A 21,809-nucleotide genomic window follows, 5' to 3' on the forward strand; every position below is an offset into this window, starting at 1 on the left:
CGCACGGCATCAGCCGCAAGAGCAATTGTAAGCGCATACATTTTGCGACCGCAACCCCTTGGCTCCGGCCGGGGAAGCACGCGACGCGCGTCAGCGGCGCCGCAGCGAGCTCTCGCGCAGGGTGATCTCGAGCGGAAGACGCACGAAGACGGGTTCGGTGTCCGGCTGCTCCAGCCGGCGTGCGAGAACCTGGACGGCCGCCCGTCCGAGCTCGATCATCGGTTGGCGAACCGTCGTCAACTGCGGCGTCGAGAGCGCCGCGGCCTCGATGCCGTCGAAACCGGTGACGAGCAGATCCTGGGGCACGCGGACCCCGGCGGCCCGGAACACATCGAGCGCGCCGAGAGCCATCTGATCGTTCGCCGACATCAGCGCTGACGGGAGTCCGGCGGCGATCAGTTCTTCGGCGGCACGTCGGCCGGACGCTCGCGTGAAATCACCCCGCAGGACCGTCACATCGTCGATCGGGATGCCGGCCTCGACGATCGCCGCGGAGAATCCCTCCCAGCGCTGCATGCCGTCCGGAGAATCCTCTGGCCCCGCCAGGAACACCGGCGGCCTTCCGTCGGACTGCGCGAGCACGAGGCGGGTGAGCTCGGCCATCGCCTCGGTGTTGCTCACCGTCACGTGGTCGTATCGGTCTCCCCGAGGGGGCCCGGCCAGCACCACGACGGGGATGCGTCTGGCGAGCCTGGCGAGCACGTCGTCGGGCACGCTGCTGGCGAGGACCATGAGCCCGTCCACCCGTCCCGCCATGTCGCGCACGGTGGAACGCTCCGGATCGTCGCGTCCGACGCCGATCATGAGGACGAACCCCTGTTTCCACGCTTCGAGCTCGGCCCCGCGGAGCACCTCGTCCAGGAAGAGCATGCTCGGGTGGCTCTCGACGTCCGTCGCCTCGTCGTGCACGATCGTGAAGGGATGCGTCGGCGCTCCGTCGGCGGCGAGCACATCGAGCAACGGCGCTTCCTCGGCCGCGTCGAAGCCGGGGAAGTAGAGTCCCAGCACGCCGGTCCGACGCTCGGCGAGGCCCCTCGCGCTCCCGCTCGGCACGTACCCGAGCGCCGAGACCGCGTCGAGCACGCGTTCGCGGGTGACAGGTCGCACCGCATCGGGCATCCGCAGCACCCGGGAGACGGTTGCGATTGAGACTCCCGCGCGGTCGGCGACGTCGTACACGGTCGCAGCCTTCGTCACGGTTCACTCCCTCCATCCGCCTGTGCCCAGGCTACCCGGCAGGCATCCACGAACCGCCGGAACCCGCGTCAGACACGACGGGCGAGTACGGCACCGTGCGGGCGTCGGCTCGGCTCGTCGGGCCCGCGATCCCGGTGCTCCTGCTCCACGATCTCGAATCCTGCCTCCGCGAGGACCTCGGCAAGGGCATCGACCGACCAGAAGTAGGCAGTGGTGACGGCATGGGGGAACGCCGTGCCCGTCACCCCGTCGAAGAAGCCGAGGAGGATGCTCCCGTCCGACGCGAGGACCCGCGCGAACTCGGCAAGCACGACGGGGATGTCGGCGGGCGGCGTGTGGATCAGGGAGTACCAGGCGAGGATGCCGCCGATCGAGCCGTCCGGGAACGGGAGGTCGCGGAATGTTCCGTCCAGGAACCGCAGGTGCGGGAACGCCGCCCTCGCCGAAACGAGGAACTCCGCGGAGAGATCGACCCCGACGACCTCGCGGTCGCCGTCGTGCAGGAGTGCGGTCCAGTGCCCCGGCCCGCACCCGGCATCCAGCAGAGTGCCCGGCGTCGCATCCCGCCAGCGCGTGATCAGCGCGCGATCGGCCGGCGCCATCTGCTCGACGGTGCCGGCGAGATCGATGTACTCGGCGGCACGGGCGTCATAGGCAGCGGCGATCCCGGAATCCGCAGAGGTGTGCAGGTCGCTCATCGGGTCCGGGCGGCGAGCGCCGCCTGATACAGATCGCGGGAGGACAGGCCGGTGAGGCCGGCGACCTCGGCGGCCGCATCCTTCAGGCGAATGCCGGAGGCCACCAGCGTCTGCACCTGGGCGAGCGCATCGTCCGGCGACGCATCACGGTGCGGAGCGCCCTCGACGACGACCACGATCTCGCCCTTGACTCCGGCCGAGGCCCACTCCACGAGCTCGGACGCCGTACCTCGCCTGACCTCTTCGTAGAGCTTGGTGAGCTCGCGGCAGACGGCGATCCGGCGCGTGTCACCGAAGGCGGCACCCATATCGGCGAGCGCGCCGGCGAGGCGAGCGGGCGATTCGAAGAAGAGCATCGTGCGCGGCTCGGCGGCGAGCGCGCGCAGGATCGAGCGCCGCTCCCCCGGTTTGCGCGGCAGGAAACCCTCGAAGGTGAACCGGTCGGTGGGCAGGCCGGAGATGGCGAGCGCCATGAGCACGGCGCTGGGCCCGGGAATGGCGGTGACCGTGACGCCCTGGGCGACGGCCTCGGCGACCAGCCCGTAACCCGGGTCACTGATCGCGGGCATTCCGGCATCACTCAGCACGACGATGTCCGTCTCGACGGCGAGCGTCGCCAGCTCCGCCGCCTTCTGCTTCTCGTTGTGGTCGTGCAGAGCGATCAGCCGTGGCCGGTTCTCGATCTTCAGCGCCTTCAGGAGGCGCTGGGTGGTGCGGGTGTCTTCGGCGGCGACGATCTCGGCGTTCTCGAGAACCTCGATCAGGCGGCGCGAGGCGTCGCCGAGGTTGCCGATCGGGGTGGCAGCGAGAATGATCACTCGCTCAGCCTATGTCCGTTGTCTAGGCTGTAGCCGTGACCGCACCCCCGTCCCTCCTGCCTCCCCATCAGGAGCGGTTGACTCGATACGGCGGACTTCGCGACCGCATCCTCTTCGACCCCGACTGGGGGCGGATGCTGCGCTGGTTCGCGCCGCTCGCGGTGACGATGCTCGCGCTCGTGCTGCGCGTCACCAATGTCGGCCATCCGCATGTCCTCGCGTTCGACGAGACCTACTACGTGAAAGACGCCTGGTCGTTGTGGACCCTCGGCTACGAGGGCACCTGGGGAGACGGCGCGAACGAAGCGTTCCCGACCGGCAAGGACCTCCCCCTCGAGGCGGCCGGCTCCTTCGTCGTGCACCCGCCTCTGGGCAAGTGGATCATCGCGCTGGGCATGGCGATCGGCGGCCCCGGCGTCAGCGAGGGGTGGCGTCTGACGACGGCGCTGCTCGGGACCGGCACCGTGCTGCTGGTCTACCTGATCGCGCGTGAGCTGTCCGGCTCGCTCGTCGTCGCCACCGTGGCCGGGACGCTGCTGGCGATCGACGGCCTCAGCATCGTGATGAGCCGGGTCGCTCTGCTCGACGGGTCGCTGACATTCTTCATCGTGCTCGGTGCGCTGTTCGTACTGCTCGATCGAAGGTGGACGATCCCTCTCCTGGAGCGGCGCGATCCCGACGATCCTGACCCGTTCTGGGGTCCGGTGCTGTGGCGCCGGCCGTGGCTGATCGCTGCCGGAGTCGCCCTGGGCGCGGCATCGGCCGTGAAATGGTCGGGCCTGTACGCCCTCGCCGGTCTCGGCCTGTACGTCGTGGTTACAGACGCCCTCGCTCGCCGCCGCGCGGGTGTGGTGTTCTGGCCGACGGCCGCCGCCTTCAAGCAGGGTCCGGTGTCGTTCCTTCTGGTCGTGTTCCCGGCGCTCGCGGTGTATCTGATCAGCTGGACCGGCTGGCTGGTGACCGCCGGCGGCTACGACAGGCAGAGCGATCCGAATCCGTTCGTCGCCCTCTGGAACTACCACCAGTCGATCCTCGGCTTCCACGTCGGGTTGTCCACCGGTCATCAGTACGAGAGCCCGGCCTGGCAGTGGCCGCTGCTGCTGCGTCCGACGGCAGTGTGGGTCGGCGGCGAGGAAGGCGCCTGCGGCGTGGATCACTGCATCGCCGTGATCTCGACGATCCCGAACCCGCTCATCTGGTTCGGGGGTGTCGCCGCATCCGTCTACCTCCTCTACCGCTTCGTACGCGGCCTGATCAGGCGTGCTCCGGTGGGCCCGGGTCTGACGTTGCCGCTGGTCGGCCTCGCGGTCACCTATGTGCCGTGGCTGCTGATCCCGGAGCGGACGATCTTCCAGTTCTACACGGTGACGATGATGCCGTTCCTCGTGCTCGCTCTCGCGCTGACGCTGCGGGTGATCGCGGGAGAACGCGAGGATCCGCTGTACCGCCGTCGATCCGGCGAGAGCTGGGTGCTGGTCTTCCTTGTCGTCACCGTGCTGGTGTCGGCGTTCTTCTACCCGGTCTGGACCGGAATGAACGTCCCGTACGAGTTCTGGCTCGTGCACAACTGGATGCCGGGCTGGATCTGACGCCAGGTCATCGCTGTTCCGCCTCATGTGCCACATGAGCGACGAGCGGCAGTATCCGCCCCGAAAGGTGCGTGCGCATCGCGATGGATGACGCGGTGCGCGCCACCCCGGGGACGACGGCGACCCGGTCGAGGACGTCCTGCAGCTGCACCGCGTCGCGGGCGACGAGCCGCAGCTGCATGTCGCTGGCACCGGTCACGGTGTACATGTCGACGATCTCGGGAACGGCATCCGCCAGCGCGACGGCGACGTCGTCGTGGCCGACCTTCTGATCGATCTCGACGAGGCAGAACGCGACCAGGCCGTACCCGAAGCCGCTCGGGTCCAGCCGCGGCACGATGGCCTCGATCACTCCGCCCTCCTGCAGACGGGCGAGGCGGCTGGTCACGGTTCCCCTGGCGACACCCAGTCGCCGCGCGCACTCCAGGACCGGAAGCTGCGGCGACTCGGTCAGCATCCGGATGAGATCAGCATCCAGCCGATCGATGCGCATGGCTTGCTCCTACTCCCTCGGGACACCCGGGCGCGAGACGCCGCGGGTCAGGCGCGCGGCGAGCAGCAGCACGGCCATCAGCGCGAGCGTGAGCAGCAGCTGGGTGCGTGCAGCCGGATCGATCATGACGAGGGCGATGACCCCGGCGAGCAGCGCGAGGCACAGCCACGACAGCCACGGGAAGCCCCACATGCGCATCGGCATCGACTCGCCGGCGCGATCCGCCCGCCGCCGCAGGATGATCTGTGCGATCGCCGTCGCCGTCCAGATCACGAGCAGCGTCGAACCGACGACGTTGAGCAGAGCCGGCAGCACCACGTCTGGGAAGGCCCAGTTCAGTCCGACCGTGACGAAGCCGAACGCGACGGATGCGAGAACCGCGACGTACGGGACTCCCTTGTCACTGGTGCGGGTGATCGCTCGCGGCGCCAGACCGCGCTCACCCAGCGAGAACGCCATCCGCGAGGCGCCATAGATGTTCGCGTTCATGGCGGACAGCAGCGCGATCACGACGATGAGCGACATGACCAGGTCGACGCCGGGCACCCGGATCGTGGCGAGCACGGCCGAGAACGGTCCGTCGAGGACCGCGGGGTCGTTCCAGGGCAGCACGGCGACGATGACGAAGATCGAGCCGAAGTAGAAGACGATGATGCGCACCATCACCTCGCGGACGATGCGTCGGATGTTGCGTGCGGGGTCATCCGACTCCGCGGCGGCGATGGCGACGACCTCCGTCCCGCCGAACGCGAACATGACGATGAGGAGCGCGGCGGCGATGCCGGCGATGCCGTTCGGGGCGAAGCCGCCGTGTGCGGTGAGATTGCCGATACCGGTCGCCGGAACGCCGGGGACGAGACCGATGATCGCGCACACCCCGACGATGAGGAACAGAATGATCGCGGCGACCTTGATCGCCGCGAACCAGAACTCGAAGCGACCGTAGTTGCGCACGCCGAAGAGATTCACCGTGGTGAGCGCGACGACGAAGACGAGCACCCATACCCAGGCGGGCACTCCTGGCACCCAGCCGGCGACGATGCCGGCGGCACCGGTCGCCTCGGCCGCGATCACGACGACGAGCTGGATCCAGTACAGCCAACCGACGGCGCTGCCGGCACTGCGTCCCATCGCCTTCTGGGCATAGGAGCTGAAAGCCCCCGAGCTCGGCCTGGCTGCGACCATCTCGGCGAGCATCGCCATCACCAGCACGACGATGGCGCCGGCGACGAGGAACGAGATCAGCACGGCGGGTCCCGCGACGCCGATGGCCTGACCGGACCCGACGAAGAGGCCGGCGCCGATCGCACCTCCAAGCCCCATCATCGAGATCTGGCGCCGGGTGAGGCCGGGGTGCAGGCCCTTCGTGGTCGTTGTCATCGTCGTTACTTCGGTCATGCGTGGACTTCCTCGTTCATGCGCTGATCTGATCGGTGTGGAGTGCGAGTGGTGCGGGCGGAGGCGGCGAGCGCGGCTTCGACACGATCGATGTCATCCGCCGACCCCGACGAGATGCGCACGCCTTCGCCCGGGAACGCCCGGGTGATGACGCCGCCCTCGCGGAGCAGCGTCTCGAGTTCTTCGGAGCGGGTGCCGGCAGGCACCCAGACGAAGTTCGCCTGCGATGCGACGGGAGCCCATCCGGCATCCTCCAGCAGCGCGCACAGCCGTTCGCGCTGGACGACGACCTCGTCGATCCGGAGGGCGAGTTCGTCTTCGGCATCCAGCGAGGCGATGGCGGCCGCTTGGGCGAGGTCGCTGACCCCGAACGGGATCGCGACCTTGCGCTGATTCTCCGCGATCTCGACCGGCGCGATGGCGTAGCCGACACGGAGTCCGGCGAGGCCGTACGCCTTGGAGAACGTGTGCAGTACGGCGACGTGCGGGAAGCGGCGGAGGAGATCGATACCCGCACCCTGGCTGCCCTCGTCGGAGTACGCGGTGCGGTCGAAGTGCACGTACGCCTCGTCGATCACCACGAGGACGTCGCGCGGCACCGCGGCGACGAACTGCTCCAGCGCCTCGGCTGAGACGACGGTACCGGTGGGGTTGTTCGGATTGCAGATGAAGATGAGCCGTGTGCGCGGCGTGATCGCCGCACGCATCGCGTCGAGGTCGTGGCCGTGATCCGCATCCAGCGGCACGGCGACGGGCGTCGCACCCGCGATGCGCACGAGCGCCGGGTAGGCCTCGAAGGAGCGCCAGGCGAACATGACCTCATCGCCCTCTCCCGCCGTCGCGTGGATGAGCTGAGCGGCGAGCTCGACGGAGCCCGCTCCGACGGTCACCTGTGCCGGATCGACCGCGTAGCGTGCGGCGAGACGGGACCGGAGCTCTGCCGCGCTCATGTCGGGGTAGCGCTGGATCGTGCCGAGCCGCTCCTGCACCGCGTCGATCACGGAGGGAAGCGGCGGGTGCGGGGACTCGTTTGAGGAGAGTTTCGACGCGCCGACCGGCGCGGAACGGCCTTGGCGATACGCGGGGACGGCATCGAGGCCGGCGCGGACGGGGAGTGTCATCGTCAGAGCATCCTTGCTGTGATTCGTGGCGGATCGCAGAACCCGCCGGCTGTCGCGCCAGACTAGACCGAATGCCGCTGACTGGGCAATCGGTTCAGCAGTTACTGCGCATGCCGCGCAATCGAAGCGCGCTTTGGGCAAAACCAATAGGCATTCTGCTCACCGCTGGCATCGGAGACCGTGACTCGTCGTTAGGATCACCCCATGGGCACCGCCAGTGGATTCACGTTCACCGTGCGCGGCGATGACGTCGTGATCCGGCATCACGGCACCACCGCGACCACCCTGCGCGGCGCCAGCGCGGCCGACTTCCTCGCTCAGGTCGAGCGGGGAGACTCCCAGCTGCTGATGGCTCGCGTGACGGGGAACTACCGCCGCGGCAACGAGCGCACCGCTCGTCAGCATCCGCGCAACGCCGGCTGAGATCCGCGCTCAGCGCTCCATCGCCAACTCCGACGGGTCCGACACCGGCAACCGGCACACGAACGCACGACAGTCGAATGCGCGCTCCGGGACCTCGGCCTTGCCGGCGAACAGCTCGAACCCGGCATCGGCGAAGGCCTCCGCCTGTGCGGGAGTCACCACGGCGACCACGTCGGCATCGGCGGCGCGCGCCGCATCGGCGAGTGCGCTGCCGCGCGCGGCGGTGACGACGACCACCTGCCGAGGCGGTTCGGCGAGCTCGGACGCGACCCGCAGCAGGGACCCGTACGCGAACGGTTGCGCCAGCGCTCGCACAGAGAGCTCGCGCACAGCGGCCTCCGCGGCTGCGCGGTACTCCTCGCCCGCCCCGAGCCGCCAGGCGGTCAGCGCCGCCGCGGCGATCGCCGCGGATCCGGACGGCAGGTCTCCGTCGCTCTGATCCGGCGACAACGCCATTCCGTGCGCCGACAGCACCGGATCCGGTGCGATGCCGTCGAATGCTCGATCGAGGATGTCGCGCCCCGTCACCGCCCAGGCCGCGTCGCCGGTCGCGACGGCGAGCGCGAACAGGCCGTCGGCGAGAAGGCCGAGATCGGCCGGGGCGGCCACCGCAGCGGATGCGACACCGTCGAGGGATGCGCGCACGAGCTCGCCGTTCGCGCCGCGGTTCAACCACTGCACCGCGTCGGCCGCTGCGATGGCAGCCACGATCCAGGAGTCTTCGCCCAGGGCGGCGCCGGCACGGGCGAGCGCCCCGATCGCCAGACCGTTCCAGCCGGTGATCACCTTGCCGTCGACCGCCGGCGGCTCGAGTGCGGCGCGCTCAGTCGCGCTCCGCGCGTAGTAGCCGCCCTCGCTTCGCTCCCCCTCGATCCACGACTCCGAATCCTGCGCCGCACCGAAACCGCCGCCCTCGCGCTGCAGCACGGTCAGCAGGAAGCCGGCGATGCCGCGCGCCGTCACGGCATCGCCGGCGGCGAGCGCGACATCCAGCAGCTGGGCGTTGTCGGTGAGCATCCGCTCGTAGTGCGGTACCGTCCAGTCCTGCTGCGTGGCATAGCGGAAGAAGCCGCCGTCGACGGTATCGCGCAGCTCGGACGAGACCATCGCGGCCAGCGCGCGCTGGGCGGATGCCGCGGCATCCGGAGCATCCCGTCGCACCAGCGCGTTCTGCAGGAACCGCAGCGTCGTCGCGACCGGGAACTTCGGCGCGCCGCCGTACCCGCCGAACCGGGGATCCTCGCGCGCGGCGATGGACTCGGCGGCGTCGACGATCGCGGCCGGGGTCGGCAGCTCGGATGGCGTCGTCGCGGCGGCCCGCGCGAGCGCATCCGCGACGGCACCGGCCGACTCTTCCACCTTGTCCCTTCGGGTCGTCCATGCGTCCTGCACCGCCGCGAGCACGTCGCGGAACGCCGGCATGGGCTCGCGCGCCACCGGCGGCCAGTACGTTCCGGCGTAGAACACCTGCCCCTGCGGCGTCGCGAACACGGTGAGGGGCCAGCCCAGGTTCTGGGTGAACGCGGATGCAGCGGCCATGAAGGCGCCGTCGACGTCCGGATGCTCCTCCCGATCGACCTTCACCGAGACGAAGCCCTCGTTCATCACGGCCGCGATCACCGGATCGGCGAAGGACTCGCGTGCCATCACATGGCACCAGTGGCAAGTGGAGTAACCGATCGAGACGAGCAGCGGCACGTCGCGTCGCCGAGCCTCGGCGAACGCCTCCGATCCCCACGGGAACCAGTCCACCGGGTTCTCGGCGTGCGCGCGGAGGTACGGGCTGAGCGTGTCGGCGAGCCGATTGGTCATGCCTTCACGCTACGCCCGCAGCCTCCGGCGCGGATGCCTCAGTTCACGTCGTTCGGGTGCGAGCCGACCCGGCCGGAGCCGTCCAGCGGGTCGAGCGCGTCGATCGCGGCGACCTCGGCATCGGTCAGTGCGAAGCCGAAGACGTCGAGGTTCTCCCTCAGTCGTTCGGCGCGCACCGACTTCGGGAACACGATGATGTCCTTCTGCAGGTGCCAGCGCAGCACGGCCTGTGCCGGCGTGACGCCGTGGGCGACCGCGGCATCGGCGACGGCCGGCGCTCCGAACAGGTCGTACTTGCCCTGGCCGAGCGGCCCCCAGGCCTCGGTGCGGATGCCACGCTCGGCGCCCCATGCGACGACGTCACGCTGCTGGTACGCCGGATGCAGTTCGATCTGGTTCACGGCCGGCACGACGCCGGTCTCGTCGACGACGCGCTCGAGGTGCTCGACGAGGAAGTTGGACACGCCGACGCTGCGGGTGAGGCCCGCTTCGCGGAGCTCGACGATCTTCGCGAAGGCATGAACGAAGTTGTCCTTCGCGGGGGTCGGCCAGTGCACGAGGTACAGGTCGACCTGCTCGAGGCCGAGCTTCTCCAGGCTCTCGGCGATCGCCGCGTTCGGTACATCGCCGTCATGACGGTCGTTCCAGAGCTTCGTCGTGATGAAGAGCTCGTCACGAGGGATGCCGCTCTTCGCGATCGCGGCGCCGACGCCTTCTTCGTTGCCGTAGATCGCGGCCGTGTCGATGTGGCGGTAGCCGATCTCGAGCGCATCGCTCACGGCCCGTTCGGTCTCATCCGCCGGAACTTTGAAGACGCCGTAACCGAGCTGCGGGATGGAGTTGCCGTCGTTGAGTTCGAGTGTGGGAATCGTCATGCGATCCAGCCTATGGGCGCTGCGCACCGGGTGGCACGGATGCCGCCGCATCGGCCACTCGCGCAGTCAGGCGCTCCAGCGGACCTCGTCCGGAGAAGATCGACCACGCGGTGGTCGCGATCAGCAGCACGACCACCGACCAGACCCAGGTCTCGTTCGACGAGATGAATCCGCCGGGCCCCGCCATCAGCACATAGGACACCACGTGGGCGCTGTATGCGCTGAGCGGCATGGAGCCGAGTGCGGCGAAGGGCAGCAGCACCCAGCGCAGCGGAGCACTGAGCAGAATGCACACTCCGATCACGGCGACGCCGAGGCCTCCTGCGCCGAGGATCTCCATCACACCGCCCGAGTGCGGGGCGGCGGCCAGCACGGCATCGAGCATCCGCTCGAACGGCTCCGCGCTCCCCAACAACTGCAGCCAGCCCGCCCACGCCCGTGGGGATTCGACCCATGCCAGGCCGGGATCGGCCGAAGTTCCGGTGTCTCCGAGGCCGTAGCCGATCGTGAGGAGCACGACACCGACGACGACGAACCACACGGCTGTGCGCGTCCGGTCCAGGCGCAAGCGCCCGAGCACCATTCCTGTGACACCGAAGCACAGCCACACCGTGATCGGATAGCTGCCGAACAGGACCAGGGATATGCCTCCGCCGTTTGCGCCGGCCGAGAGGGTCGTCAGCAACGCCAGCAGCGGCGGCCCGCAGAGCCCGAGCAGCGCGGCTGTCAGGATCAGCCGCGAAGTGCGCCAGCGCAGCAGCGGGATGATCGCGACATAGAGCACGCCGTACAGCGTGAGGATCACCGCGATCGGGGTGTTCAGCAGCTCAAGGAACAGCCCGATCACGAAGATCGTGGCACCGCGACCGAGCATCCGCAGGCGCATCGCCGGGACGTCAGCCGGCGCGATCGCACCGCGGCGTGTCATCAACGAGATCGAGAAGCCCGCGAGAAGGGCGAACAGCAGTGAGGGGTTGCCGTGCACGATCGCCGACCAGGTGGAGGGATCGGAGAGCTCGATCGTCTCGGCGGTCTGCCCCAGGTGCGCACCGATCATGCCGATGATCGCGATCGCACGTGCGATGTCGAGGCCCATGATCCGCGGGGGACGCCCGAACGTGCGCCACCACGTCGACACGTTCAGCCAGGGCGGGATGCTCGCGAGTGATGCTGCGCCGGTCGTCACGGATCGATCATAGGGATGCCGCGTGCCAAGGGCGTCATACGATAGAGAGCTATGTCTGCGTCCCCCCTTGTGATCTCCTATCCCCCGGAGCTGCCCGTCAGCGCCGCCAGGGAGGAGATCGCCGACGCCATCCGCGACCATCAGGTCGTGATCGTCGCCGGTGCGACCGGTTCGGGAAAGACCACGCAGCTGCCGAAGATCTGCCTCGAGCTCGGGCGGGAGCGCATCGCGCACACCCAGCCGCGCCGCCTCGCCGCCCGCACGATCGCCGAGCGCGTCGCCGAGGAGCTGCACGTCGAGCTCGGCACGCTCGTCGGCTACAAGGTGCGCTTCACGGACAAGGTGTCGGAGGCCACGCGCGTCGCCCTGATGACCGACGGCATCCTGCTGAACGAGATCCACCGCGACCGGCTGCTCACCCGCTACGACACGATCATCATCGACGAGGCGCACGAGCGCTCGCTCAACGTCGACTTCCTGCTCGGCTACCTCGTCCGCATCCTGCCCGAGCGCCGCGATCTGAAGGTGATCATCACCTCGGCGACGATCGATCCGGAGAGCTTCGCCAAGCACTTCGCCGACGCTGCGGGCAATCCCGCGCCGATCATCGAGGTCTCCGGGCGCACCTATCCGGTCGAGATCCGGTACCGTCCGCAGATCGACGAATCGGAGGACTCGCCCACGACTCCTCAAGAATCTCCGTCCGCGGGGGCAAAGGGTGCCGGATCGGGTCGATCCGGCACGAAGTCGAGGAGTCATGAACGTCCCGGTGACGATCCGGCCGATGAGGTCTCCGCCATCGTCACAGCGCTCCGCGAACTCGATCGCGAGGAACCCGGCGATGTGCTGGTCTTCCTCCCCGGCGAGGCGGAGATCCGGGATGCGGCCGATGCCGTGCGCGGCGCCTACGCGAAGGACCGATCGCCCACCGAAGTGCTCCCCCTCTACGGCCGGCTGTCCGCCGCGGAACAGCATCGGGTCTTCGAGCGCAGCCGCGTGGCCGGCGTTCGCCGTCGAGTGATCCTGGCCACCAACGTCGCGGAGACGAGCCTCACCGTTCCCGGAATCCGTTACGTCATCGACACCGGCACCGCTCGCATCTCGCGCTACAGCAACCGCTCCAAGGTGCAGCAGCTGCCGATCGAACCGATCTCCCAGGCCTCGGCGAACCAGCGCGCCGGCCGCGCCGGCCGCACCAGCGACGGCATCGCGATCCGCCTGTACAGCGACGAGGACTACGACAAGCGGCCGGAGTTCACCGAACCCGAGATCCTGCGCACATCGCTCGCCTCGGTGATCCTGCAGATGCTGGCGCTGGGCTTCGGCGACATCACCGCCTTCCCCTTCCTCACCCCGCCGGATTCCCGCGGAGTGAAGGCGGCCTTCGAGCTCCTCACCGAGCTCGGCGCGGTCGCTGCTGCGCGAGGCTCTGAGGCACCGCGACTCACCCGCGTCGGGCGCGACATCTCGCGCATGCCGATCGACCCGCGGTTCGCGCGCATGCTCGTCGAATCGGCTCATCATGGCGTCACCGCATCTGTGCTCCCGATCGTCGCCGGCCTCTCGATCCAGGACGTCCGGGAGCGACCGGAAGAACGCCGCGAGGAGGCCGACCGCCTGCACGCCCGGTTCGCGGACCCGACGAGCGACTTCCTCACGATGCTGAACCTGTGGAATCACCTCCGTGAGCAGCAGAACGAACTCGGCTCCAGCGCCTTCCGCCGCCTCTGCAGAGCCGAGCACCTGAACTACGTGCGGGTGCGGGAATGGTTCGACGTGCACCGACAGCTGCGCACGCTCGTGAAGGCGCCCGATTCCGCGGGCACCGCGGATCCGGATGCCGTGCATCGCGCGCTGCTCGCCGGGCTCCTCTCCCAGATCGGGCTGCTCGACGAGCGCAACGCTCCGGCCGCGAAAGCGCACTCCCCCGGTAAAGAGAAGGGTCGCCGCGTCGCCGAGTATCGGGGCGCCCGCGGCATCCGCTTCTCGATCTTCCCCGGCTCGGCGCTTCGCAAGAAGAGTCCGCGTGCGGTGATGGCGGCGGAGATCGTGGAGACGTCGCGCACCTTCGCGCGGACTGCGGCCGCGATCGACCCGGCATGGGCAGAGCCTCTCGCCGGCGACCTGGCGAAGCGGCAGATCACCGAGCCGCACTGGTCGAAGGACGCCGGCGCCGCGGTCGCCTTCGAGAAGGTGACGCTCTTCGGGGTGGAGATCATTCCCCGGCGCCGTGTGCAGTTCGCGCGGATCGACCGGCCGGCGTCCCGAGAGTTCTTCCTCCGGCATGCGCTCGTCGAGGGCGAGTGGGATCCGAGCCGCATCGACAAGCGTGTCTCGGCGTTCTGGCGCAGCAACGCCGAACTGCGCAAACGCCTCGAGAAACTCGAAGAGCGTGAGCGCCGCCGTGACATCCTGGCCGGCGATGAAGCCGTCTACCGCTTCTACGACGAGCGGATCCCCGCCGAGGCGTTCGACGTGCGCTCCTTCGAGGCGTGGTGGCGCGAAGCTCTGCAATCGACCCCGAAGCTGCTGGTCATGCGCGAGGCCGATCTGCTCGACGATGACGGCCGCGCGGATCAGAACGAGTTCCCGACGCGCTGGACCCAGGGCGACCAGGTGCTCGGCCTCGCCTATCGATTCGAACCGGGCGCCCCCGACGACGGCGTGAGCGTGGTCATCCCGCTGGCGCTGCTGGCGCAGATCGAGGATCGCGGCTTCGACTGGCAGGTCCCCGGCCTCCGCGCCGAACTCGTCACGGCGCTGCTGCGCGCCCTTCCGAAGGCGATCCGCCGGCACGTCGTGCCCGCTGCGGACTGGGCCGAGAAGTTCGGAGCCGCTCTCGCCGAGGAGGGGCCGGAGGCGCACACGGGATCGCAGGGGCGATCGCTGAAGGAAGCGCTGGCCCGGATGATCCAGCCGCTGGCCAATCAGCTGGTCTCGGCGGCGGACTTCGATGAGGAACGCGTGCCGGCGCACCTGCGGATGAACTTCCGTGCAGTCGACGAGCGGGGCCGGGTCGCCGGCTCCGGGCGTGACCTGCGCGCCCTGCAGGACCAGCTCTCGGACCGAGCGAGAAGCAGCGTGGCCCGCTCGATCGCCGCCCCCGTCCGCACACGGGAAGGGTCTGCCGATGCCGCGGCCTCCGTCGCTGCGGCGTCGCACCGCGGCTCGATCGAGCGCGAGGGCCTCACTTCCTGGACCTTCGGCGATCTGCCCGACGTACTCGACACGAGAGTCGCCGGCGGGGTCGTGCGCGGCTACCCGGCCATCATCGATCAGGGCAAGAGCGTCGCCGTGCGTGTCGAGGCGACGGCGGATGCCGCGACCGCGGCCACCCGCGACGGCGTTCTGCGCCTCATCCTCCTCGCGGTGCCCTCGCCGTCGTCGTACGTGCAGCAGCACCTGACCAGCCACGAGAAGCTGGCGCTCGCTGCGTCGCCGTACTCGTCTGCCGCGGCCTTAATCGAGGACTCGAGAGCTGCCGTGGTGCGCGGGATCATCGAGCGGACAGCTCCGGGAGGCCTGCTCCGGACCGAGGCCGAGTTCTCCCGGGTGCGCAACGCCGTGTCCGAAGTGATCGTCGACGAGCTCTTCGCCTGCGTCTCGCTGGTCGCGCGCATCCTGACGAAGTCCCGCGAGGTCGAGCGCGGCATCAAGTCGCAGAACTCACTCGCCCTGCTCGGCCCGCTGAACGACGTCCGCACGCAGTTGACGGGTCTGCTGCATCCCGGTTTCATCTCCGCAACCGGCATCGCACGCCTTGCGAACTATCCGCGGTATCTCGAGGGGATGCTGGACCGGCTGAAGACCCTCGCAGAGGCCCCTGGCAAGGACCGCACGCGGATGACCGAGTATGAGCGGATGTCCACGGCGTACGCGGATGCGGGCGGCACGATCCCCCTCCCCGCCACGGCGTCGCCTGCGCTCCTGGAGACGCGCTGGCTGCTGGAGGAGTACCGGGTGAGCCTCTTCGCGCAGCGGCTCGGCACGGCCCAGCCGGTATCCCCGCAGCGCATCATGAAGGCGTTGTCCGGGCGCTGAATCCGACGGGTAGCCTGATCGTATGACCCGCGCGATCGTCTACACCGAAATCGGTTCCCCCGACGTCCTGCACCTCATCGAGACCCCCGATCCGCTCGCGACCTCCGGCGAGGTCGTCGTGCGGATCGAAGCGGCAGGGGTGAACCCGATCGACGCGAAGTTGCGCAGCGGCAAGCGTGCATCCAAGCCGATCACCGAACCTCGGCCGGTCGGCTACGACGGCGCCGGCGTGATCGAAGCGCTGGGCGACGACGTCGAAGGCTTCGCTCTCGGCGACCGCGTGGCGATCCGCGACACCGTCGGCACGTACGCATCGTCGCTGGTCGTGCCGGTGCGGAACCTCGCGGTGCTCCCCGACTCGGTGACCACCGCCGAAGGCGCCGGCATCGGCATCCCGGCCGGCACGGCGTACCAGGCGCTCCGCTCACTCGGAGTGGGCGCCGGAGACGCACTGCTCGTGCACGCCGGTTCCGGCGCGGTCGGCCAGGCAGCAGTGCAGTTCGCCGTGGCCTGGGGCGCCACCGTCATCGCAACAGCGAGTCCCGCGCGACACGATCAGCTGCGCGAACTCGGCGCGATCCCCGTCTCCTACAGCCCCGGCCTGCTCGAGCGGGTGCGAGAGGCGGCCCCCGGCGGCATCACCGTCGCACTTGACTGCGCCGGAAGCGACGAGGCCATCGAGGCTTCGCTGGAACTCGTGTCCGACCGCGACCGTATCGCCACGATCGTCCGCGGGGCGGACGCCGCGGGGTTCGGCATCCGCGGCTTCCAAGGCGGCTCTCCGATCCCGCTCACCGAGGAGGAACTCGCCTGGCGCGCAGAGGCGCTGCCGAAGACGATCGAGCTGCTCGCCAGCGGCGACTTCACGATCGAGCTCGGGCCGGAGCTCCCCCTCGCCGAGGCTGCACGCGCGCACGAACTCGTGGAATCGGGCGCAACTGCCGGCAAGATCATCCTGATCCCGTGACGCGCGAGAACGTCGCCTCCGGCCGGGCTCGGCTCGCGGTCGAGCACAGCGGATCTGCTTCCGGCGCGCCCGTACTGATGATCCACGCCGGTGTGACGGATCGACGGTCCTGGGCGCCCCTGGTGTACCGCCTCGGCACCGCGGTGCACAGCATCCGCTACGACACTCGAGGCTACGGCGAGACGGAATACGACGCGGAGGACGGCTGGTCGCCCGTTTCCGACGCCGTCGCCGTGCTCGACGCCCTGGCCGTCGACAGGGCGATCGTCATCGGCTGCTCGATGGGCGGCCGCGCGGCGATCAACCTCGCCCTTGCGCACCCGGACCGCGTCCGCGCCCTCGTCCTGATCGCCCCGGCGATCGGCGGCGCGCCCGCAGCCGAACTCGAACCCATCGTCGCGGAGCTGGACCGCCGCATCGACGCCGCCGACGCCAGCGGCGACCTCGACGAGGTCAACCGTCTCGAGGCCGAAGTGTGGCTCGACGGCCCCGGGCACGCCGATCGTGCCGCGCCCGGGGCCCGTGCACTCTTCCTGGATATGAACGGCCGCGCTCTCGCCGCCGCCGACCCCGGCGCGGAGGCCTCGATCGGCGAGGCCTGGCCCCGCCTCGCCGAGATCACGGTGCCCGCGCTCGTGCTGATCGGCGACCTCGACCTGGCGCACGTGCGGCGGAATGCCCATCACATCGCCACCTCCCTGCCCGATGCCGAATTGGTCGAGCTCCGCGACGTCGCGCACCTTCCGCATCTGGAGGAGCACCCAGAGACACTGACGGCGATCGCACGGTTCGTCGCTGCGGTGTCACAGCGTGAACTCCCGTAGAGGTCAGGCCGGACGCGCGAAGGACCGCTGCAGCGCCTCGATGACAACGGTGCGTTCGCGCAGCGCCATCCGGCGATACAGAGGCGTCATGAGGCGATGGATTCCGTAGGCGGCCATCCTCGCGTGGTGGTGCACGATGGTCGTGCGCGGCCCGGAAGCCTCGAGCCGGTATCCCGGCCAGCCCTCCACTTTGACCTTCCCGCCGGATGATGCGTCCCACCAGTGGAATACCAGCGTCGTGGGGCTGTCGAACTCGATGACCTCTCCAGGCGAAGTCCCGACGGACATCTGGTCGACGTAGGTCGTCCCGACTCCGACGGGACCCGGCGACGTCTGCTTCGTATGCCGCAAGAGGCTCCCGCGCTTCGGCATCCAGTCCCTGTAGCCGTCGATCTCTGCGAGCCGCTCGAACACCTCGCCGATCTGCGCGTCGACTGTCCGCACCAGTTCGAACTCGATGACGCCGCCCATTCCACCATGCTCCTCTCCCGAATCTCACGTCGCAACAGTTCGACATATCCCCGTGCCGGATCGGCGCTCCCCGGATGATGGACGGATGAGCGAGTTCGCGACCCAGCAGATCCAGGCAGGCTATGTTCCGGGGACCCCTCAGAACAGCGCGATCCCGCCGATCTATCAGACGGCCGCGTTCCAGTTCGCCTCGCTCGCCGATGCCGCCGATCTGTTCGCGCTGCGCAAGACCGGCAACCTGTACAGCCGCAACGCGAGTCCGACCCAGCAGGTGCTCGAAGAGCGGGTCGCGGCTCTCGAAGGCGGCGCGTCCGCCGTGGCCGTGGCCTCCGGCCAGGCCGCCGTCGCGGTGACGCTGCTGGCGCTCGTCGGCCGGAACGGGCACATCGTGGCCGCGAACCAGCTCTACGGCGGCACGGTCGACCTGCTGCAGGACACTTTCGAGGACTTCGGCATCCGCACGACATTCGTCGACCAGGACGACCCGGCGGCCTGGCGCGCTGCGATCACCCCGCAGACGCGCGCCCTGTTCGCCGAATCGGTCGCGAACCCGGTGGCGCAGGTGCTCGACATCCGACTCGTCGCCGACATCGCGCACGAGGCTGGCGTCCCCCTCGTCATCGACAACACCGTCGGCACACCCTTCCTCGTGCGACCCGGCGAGCACGGTGCCGACTTCGTGGTGCATTCGGCGACGAAGTTCCTCTCCGGTCACGGCACCTCGCTCGGCGGCGTCGTCGTCGACCAGGGCACCTTCGACTTCGGTGCGGACCCTGATCGCTGGCCGCAGTTCACCGCCCCGTACAAGCGATTCGGCGAGCTGGTGCTGTGGGAGCGGTTCGGCATCGGCCAATCGTTCGCACCCCTGGTGAAGTCGAAGTACGTGCACGACCTCGGCCCCTCGCTCTCGCCCTTCAACGCCTGGCAGATCCTGCTGGGCATCGAGACGCTCGACCTGCGGGTGTCCAGGCAGAGCGCGACGGCGCTGGCCGTCGCGAAGCACCTGCAGCAGCACCCGGCCGTGGAGAAGGTGAACCACCCCGGGCTCGAGGACAACCCCTGGCACGACCTGGCGCTGCGCTACCTGCCGCGCGGCGTGCCCTCCGTGTTCTCCTTCGAACTCGCCGGGCCGGAGGACGACAGCACGCACGAGCGCGTCGCACGCGTCGTCGACAGCCTCACGGTGGTGCGCCTGATCGCGAACATCGGCGACGCGCGCAGCATGGTCGCGCACCCCGCCTCGATGACGCATTCGCATCTGAACGCCGAGCAGCGTGCCGCCGCCGGCATCTCGCTCAACACCATCCGACTGTCGGCCGGGCTCGAGGACCCCGCCGACATCATCGCCGACCTGGATCAGGCGCTGGCCCTGGCCTGAGTGCCGGCACGCCACCCGCACCCCGTACGCTGAGACCATGACTGGTCTTCGTTGGGGAATCCTCGCAACCGGCGGCATCGCCGGTTCCTTCGCATCCGATCTGCGGACGGCAGGAATCGATCTCGTGGCGGTCGGATCCCGGTCGCAGGAGTCGGCAGACGCGTTCGCCGCCCGCTTCGACATCGCGCACGCGCATCCCTCGTATGAAGCGCTCGTCACCGACCCGGACGTCGACATCATCTACGTCTCCACCCCGCATCCGATGCACCACGAGAACGCGCGTCTCGCGCTCGAGAACGGCAAGCACGTGCTCGTCGAGAAGGCGTTCACGCTGAACCGGGCCGAGGCCGAAGACCTGCAGCGTCTGGGAGCCGAGCGTGGGCTGCTGGTCATGGAGGCCATGTGGACGCGCTACCTGCCGCACATGATCCGCATCCGCGAGATCATCGCCGCCGGAACGCTGGGCGAGATCCGCGCCGTGACCGCCGACCACACGCAGCTGCTCCCTTCCGACCCCGCGCATCGCCTGAATGCCCTGGAACTGGGCGGCGGCGCGCTGCTCGACCTCGGCATCTACCCGATCTCGTTCATCTGGGACATCCTCGGCGCCCCCACCAGCATCCACAGCGTCGGTCGCCTGATCGAGACCGGCGCCGACGCCGAGGTCGCCACGGTGATGACCCACGAGGGCGGCGCGGTCTCCACCAGCCTCTCGTCATCGCGAGCCGCCGGATCGAACGCCGCGACCGTCATCGGAACCGAGGCACGGATCGAGATCGACCGGGTCTGGTACTCCCCCACCACGTTCCGGGCGGTCGGACCGGACGGCACGGTGCACGAGGAGTACTCCTCCGAGATCGAGGGACGCGGCATGCAGTTCCAGGCGCTCGCCGCCGAGCGGCTGGTGCGCGACGGAATCCTCGAGGGAGACATCCTGCCGATCGCGGAGAGCGTGGCCATCATGGGCACCCTCGACGAGATCCGCGCGCAGATCGGGGTGCGCTACCCGAGCGAAGGTGCCGACCGTGGCTGAGACGCCCGACGCACGTGTCGCGGTCTACCTCGACTTCGACAACATCGTCATCTCCTGGTACGACCGTGTGCACGGCCGCAACGCCTACGGCAAGGATCGCCAGCGGATCACCGAGCAGCCGAATGATCCCGAGGTCACCGAGCGGCTGAGCCGCGCGATGATCGAGGTCGGCGCGATCATCGACTATGCCGCGTCCTTCGGCACGCTGGTGCTCACCCGCGCCTACGCCGACTGGTCGTCGCCGGTGAACGCCGTTTACCGTTCACAGCTCGTGGCGCGCGCCGTCGACCTCGTGCAGCTCTTCCCCGCGGCCGCGTACGCCAAGAACGGCGCGGACATCCGTCTGGCCGTGGATGCCGTCGAGGACATGTTCCGCCTTCCCGACCTCACCCACGTGGTGATCGTCGCCGGAGACAGCGACTACGTGCCGCTCGCACAGCGCTGCAAGCGACTCGGACGCTACGTCATCGGCGTGGGCGTCGCCGGCTCCACCGCGAAGTCGCTTGCTGCGGCGTGCGATGAGTTCGAATCCTACGACTCGCTGCCCGGTGTGGTGCGTCCGGCGAAGGCTCCCGCCATCGTGCAGCAGGCGGTCGCCGAGGTCGTGCCGGATGCGGTCGCCGAGGTGACGACAGAAGCGCCACCGAAGGCGAAATCGGGTACCCGGACACGCACCAAGAAGGCCGCGAAGCCGGCGGAGGTCGTGGAGGCGGAGATCGAATCCGCCCCGATGACCGAGCAGGAGGAGGCGACCCAGCTGCTCGAGCGCGCGCTGCGCCTCGGGCACGACAAGGCGGGCGCCGATGAGTGGCTGCACAGCTCGGCGGTGAAGACACACATGCGCCGGATGGATCCATCGTTCAGCGAGAAGGCTCTCGGGTATCGCTCGTTCTCCGACTTCCTCAAGTCACGTGATGCGATCGCCGAGCTCGAGGAGACCGGGCACGAACGTCTCGTGCGCCTGCACGAGGCGACGACCGCATGACGGCGGAGAAGCTCGACGCGCTGATCGCCGACATCCGCGCGCAGGAGGCACGCCTCGTACTCCCGGGCTTCGCGTTCGAGGATGCCTGGGCCATCGGCACGCGTTTGGTCGACCTGGGCCGCGAACGCCGCCTGCCGATCACCATCCGTATCGTGCGCGGCGAGCAGGTGCTCTTCCACGCCGCGTTGCCCGGCACGTCCGCGGACAACGACATGTGGGCAGCGCGCAAGGCGAACGTCGTGCAGCGGTTCGGGCAGAGTTCGTACCTGGTCGGTCTGACGCATCAGCGGGACGGCACGGACTTCAGCGAGCACCCGTGGAACGACGGCATGAAGTACGCCGCGCACGGCGGCTCATTCCCGGCGACGGTCGGCGGTGTCGGCGTCGTCGGCAGCATCACGGTGTCAGGGCTGCCCCAGGCCGACGACCACGCGCTCGTCGTCGAGGCGATCGAGCAGCACCTCGGAGCCTGAGGCAGACCCAGACTCCGAGGCGCCGTG

The 21,809-nt window shown here is 69.3% G+C and carries 19 protein-coding genes; 9 read left to right on the plus strand and 10 right to left on the minus strand.

Annotated elements, in window-relative coordinates:
* Window positions 1-90 precede the first annotated feature (90 nt).
* The 3 genes from MRBLWH12_RS08280 to rsmI form a co-directional block, all read right to left on the minus strand.
* Window positions 91-1,197: a LacI family DNA-binding transcriptional regulator gene (locus MRBLWH12_RS08280; RefSeq protein WP_363548064.1), complete on the minus strand. Its 1,107-nt coding sequence runs from the start codon at window positions 1,195-1,197 to the stop codon at window positions 91-93.
* Window positions 1,198-1,265: 68 nt separating this feature from the next.
* On the minus strand, window positions 1,266-1,895 hold the full coding sequence (locus MRBLWH12_RS08285) for a class I SAM-dependent methyltransferase (protein WP_363548067.1): 630 nt from the start codon (window positions 1,893-1,895) through the stop codon (window positions 1,266-1,268).
* Window positions 1,892-2,713, minus strand: coding sequence for a 16S rRNA (cytidine(1402)-2'-O)-methyltransferase (gene rsmI, locus MRBLWH12_RS08290; RefSeq protein WP_363548070.1), 822 nt, complete (start codon window positions 2,711-2,713; stop codon window positions 1,892-1,894). Before rsmI ends, MRBLWH12_RS08285 begins: the two co-directional genes overlap by 4 nt.
* A gap of 35 nt (window positions 2,714-2,748) precedes the next feature.
* Between rsmI and MRBLWH12_RS08295 the strand changes: the two genes are divergently transcribed.
* Window positions 2,749-4,302 (plus strand): dolichyl-phosphate-mannose--protein mannosyltransferase, encoded by a 1,554-nt coding sequence (locus MRBLWH12_RS08295; RefSeq protein WP_363548073.1) that lies wholly within the window; start codon window positions 2,749-2,751, stop codon window positions 4,300-4,302.
* Between the two features lie 7 nt (window positions 4,303-4,309).
* On the opposite strand, the gene MRBLWH12_RS08300 is transcribed toward MRBLWH12_RS08295, so the two are convergent.
* The 3 genes from MRBLWH12_RS08300 to hisC are packed head-to-tail and all read right to left on the minus strand — an operon-like array spanning window position 4,310 to window position 7,314.
* Entirely contained in the window at window positions 4,310-4,795 is a 486-nt protein-coding gene (locus tag MRBLWH12_RS08300) for an Lrp/AsnC family transcriptional regulator (protein ID WP_341974055.1), read from the minus strand.
* A gap of 9 nt (window positions 4,796-4,804) precedes the next feature.
* A complete protein-coding gene (locus MRBLWH12_RS08305; RefSeq protein ID WP_341974054.1) occupies window positions 4,805-6,193 on the minus strand; it encodes an amino acid permease in 1,389 nt (462 codons plus the stop codon).
* Window positions 6,190-7,314, minus strand: a complete 1,125-nt coding sequence (hisC, locus tag MRBLWH12_RS08310; protein ID WP_363548078.1) for a histidinol-phosphate transaminase — start codon at window positions 7,312-7,314, stop codon at window positions 6,190-6,192. Before hisC ends, MRBLWH12_RS08305 begins: the two co-directional genes overlap by 4 nt.
* Before the next feature lie 204 nt (window positions 7,315-7,518).
* Here hisC and MRBLWH12_RS08315 point away from each other — a divergent pair, with 204 nt between their 5' ends.
* Window positions 7,519-7,737: a hypothetical protein gene (locus tag MRBLWH12_RS08315; RefSeq protein WP_363548081.1), complete on the plus strand. Its 219-nt coding sequence runs from the start codon at window positions 7,519-7,521 to the stop codon at window positions 7,735-7,737.
* A 9-nt stretch (window positions 7,738-7,746) separates the two neighbouring features.
* Here MRBLWH12_RS08315 and MRBLWH12_RS08320 read toward each other — a convergent pair whose 3' ends face one another.
* The 3 genes from MRBLWH12_RS08320 to MRBLWH12_RS08330 are packed head-to-tail and all read right to left on the minus strand — an operon-like array spanning window position 7,747 to window position 11,610.
* Window positions 7,747-9,549: a thioredoxin domain-containing protein gene (locus MRBLWH12_RS08320; RefSeq protein ID WP_363548084.1), complete on the minus strand. Its 1,803-nt coding sequence runs from the start codon at window positions 9,547-9,549 to the stop codon at window positions 7,747-7,749.
* A gap of 38 nt (window positions 9,550-9,587) precedes the next feature.
* Window positions 9,588-10,424 carry an aldo/keto reductase gene (locus tag MRBLWH12_RS08325; protein WP_363548087.1) on the minus strand — a complete coding sequence of 279 codons (837 nt, stop codon included), beginning with the start codon at window positions 10,422-10,424 and terminating at the stop codon, window positions 9,588-9,590.
* 10 nt (window positions 10,425-10,434) lie between these two features.
* Entirely contained in the window at window positions 10,435-11,610 is a 1,176-nt protein-coding gene (locus MRBLWH12_RS08330) for a heparan-alpha-glucosaminide N-acetyltransferase domain-containing protein (RefSeq protein ID WP_363548090.1), read from the minus strand.
* Between the two features lie 51 nt (window positions 11,611-11,661).
* On the opposite strand from MRBLWH12_RS08330, the gene hrpA reads away from it, so the two are divergent.
* From hrpA to MRBLWH12_RS08345, 3 genes are read left to right on the plus strand one after another with little or no spacing between them, the layout of a single operon-like run.
* Window positions 11,662-15,651, plus strand: coding sequence for an ATP-dependent RNA helicase HrpA (hrpA, locus tag MRBLWH12_RS08335; RefSeq protein ID WP_363548093.1), 3,990 nt, complete (start codon window positions 11,662-11,664; stop codon window positions 15,649-15,651).
* 22 nt (window positions 15,652-15,673) lie between these two features.
* On the plus strand, window positions 15,674-16,618 hold the full coding sequence (locus MRBLWH12_RS08340; protein WP_363548096.1) for a quinone oxidoreductase family protein: 945 nt from the start codon (window positions 15,674-15,676) through the stop codon (window positions 16,616-16,618).
* Complete coding sequence (locus MRBLWH12_RS08345; protein ID WP_363548099.1) at window positions 16,615-17,442, plus strand: alpha/beta fold hydrolase; 828 nt, start codon at window positions 16,615-16,617, stop codon at window positions 17,440-17,442. The genes MRBLWH12_RS08340 and MRBLWH12_RS08345 overlap by 4 nt, the downstream gene beginning before the upstream one ends.
* A gap of 3 nt (window positions 17,443-17,445) precedes the next feature.
* Here the strand turns inward: MRBLWH12_RS08345 and MRBLWH12_RS08350 are convergent, their stop codons facing one another.
* On the minus strand, window positions 17,446-17,913 hold the full coding sequence (locus MRBLWH12_RS08350) for a hypothetical protein (protein WP_363548102.1): 468 nt from the start codon (window positions 17,911-17,913) through the stop codon (window positions 17,446-17,448).
* Window positions 17,914-17,998: 85 nt separating this feature from the next.
* Between MRBLWH12_RS08350 and MRBLWH12_RS08355 the strand changes: the two genes are divergently transcribed.
* The 4 genes from MRBLWH12_RS08355 to MRBLWH12_RS08370 are packed head-to-tail and all read left to right on the plus strand — an operon-like array spanning window position 17,999 to window position 21,782.
* Window positions 17,999-19,291, plus strand: a complete 1,293-nt coding sequence (locus MRBLWH12_RS08355) for an O-acetylhomoserine aminocarboxypropyltransferase/cysteine synthase family protein (protein WP_363548105.1) — start codon at window positions 17,999-18,001, stop codon at window positions 19,289-19,291.
* Between the two features lie 37 nt (window positions 19,292-19,328).
* Window positions 19,329-20,324: a Gfo/Idh/MocA family protein gene (locus tag MRBLWH12_RS08360; RefSeq protein WP_363548108.1), complete on the plus strand. Its 996-nt coding sequence runs from the start codon at window positions 19,329-19,331 to the stop codon at window positions 20,322-20,324.
* The gene (locus MRBLWH12_RS08365; protein ID WP_363548111.1) at window positions 20,317-21,309 is read left to right on the plus strand and encodes an NYN domain-containing protein; all 993 of its coding nucleotides are present in this window, start codon (window positions 20,317-20,319) and stop codon (window positions 21,307-21,309) included. The genes MRBLWH12_RS08360 and MRBLWH12_RS08365 overlap by 8 nt, the downstream gene beginning before the upstream one ends.
* On the plus strand, window positions 21,306-21,782 hold the full coding sequence (locus MRBLWH12_RS08370) for a heme-degrading domain-containing protein (RefSeq protein ID WP_341974032.1): 477 nt from the start codon (window positions 21,306-21,308) through the stop codon (window positions 21,780-21,782). The genes MRBLWH12_RS08365 and MRBLWH12_RS08370 overlap by 4 nt, the downstream gene beginning before the upstream one ends.
* Window positions 21,783-21,809: the final 27 nt, after the last annotated feature.

The sequence above is a fragment of the Microbacterium sp. LWH12-1.2 genome (genome assembly GCF_040675825.1).
In the GTDB taxonomy this organism is placed as follows: Bacteria; Actinomycetota; Actinomycetes; order Actinomycetales; family Microbacteriaceae; genus Microbacterium.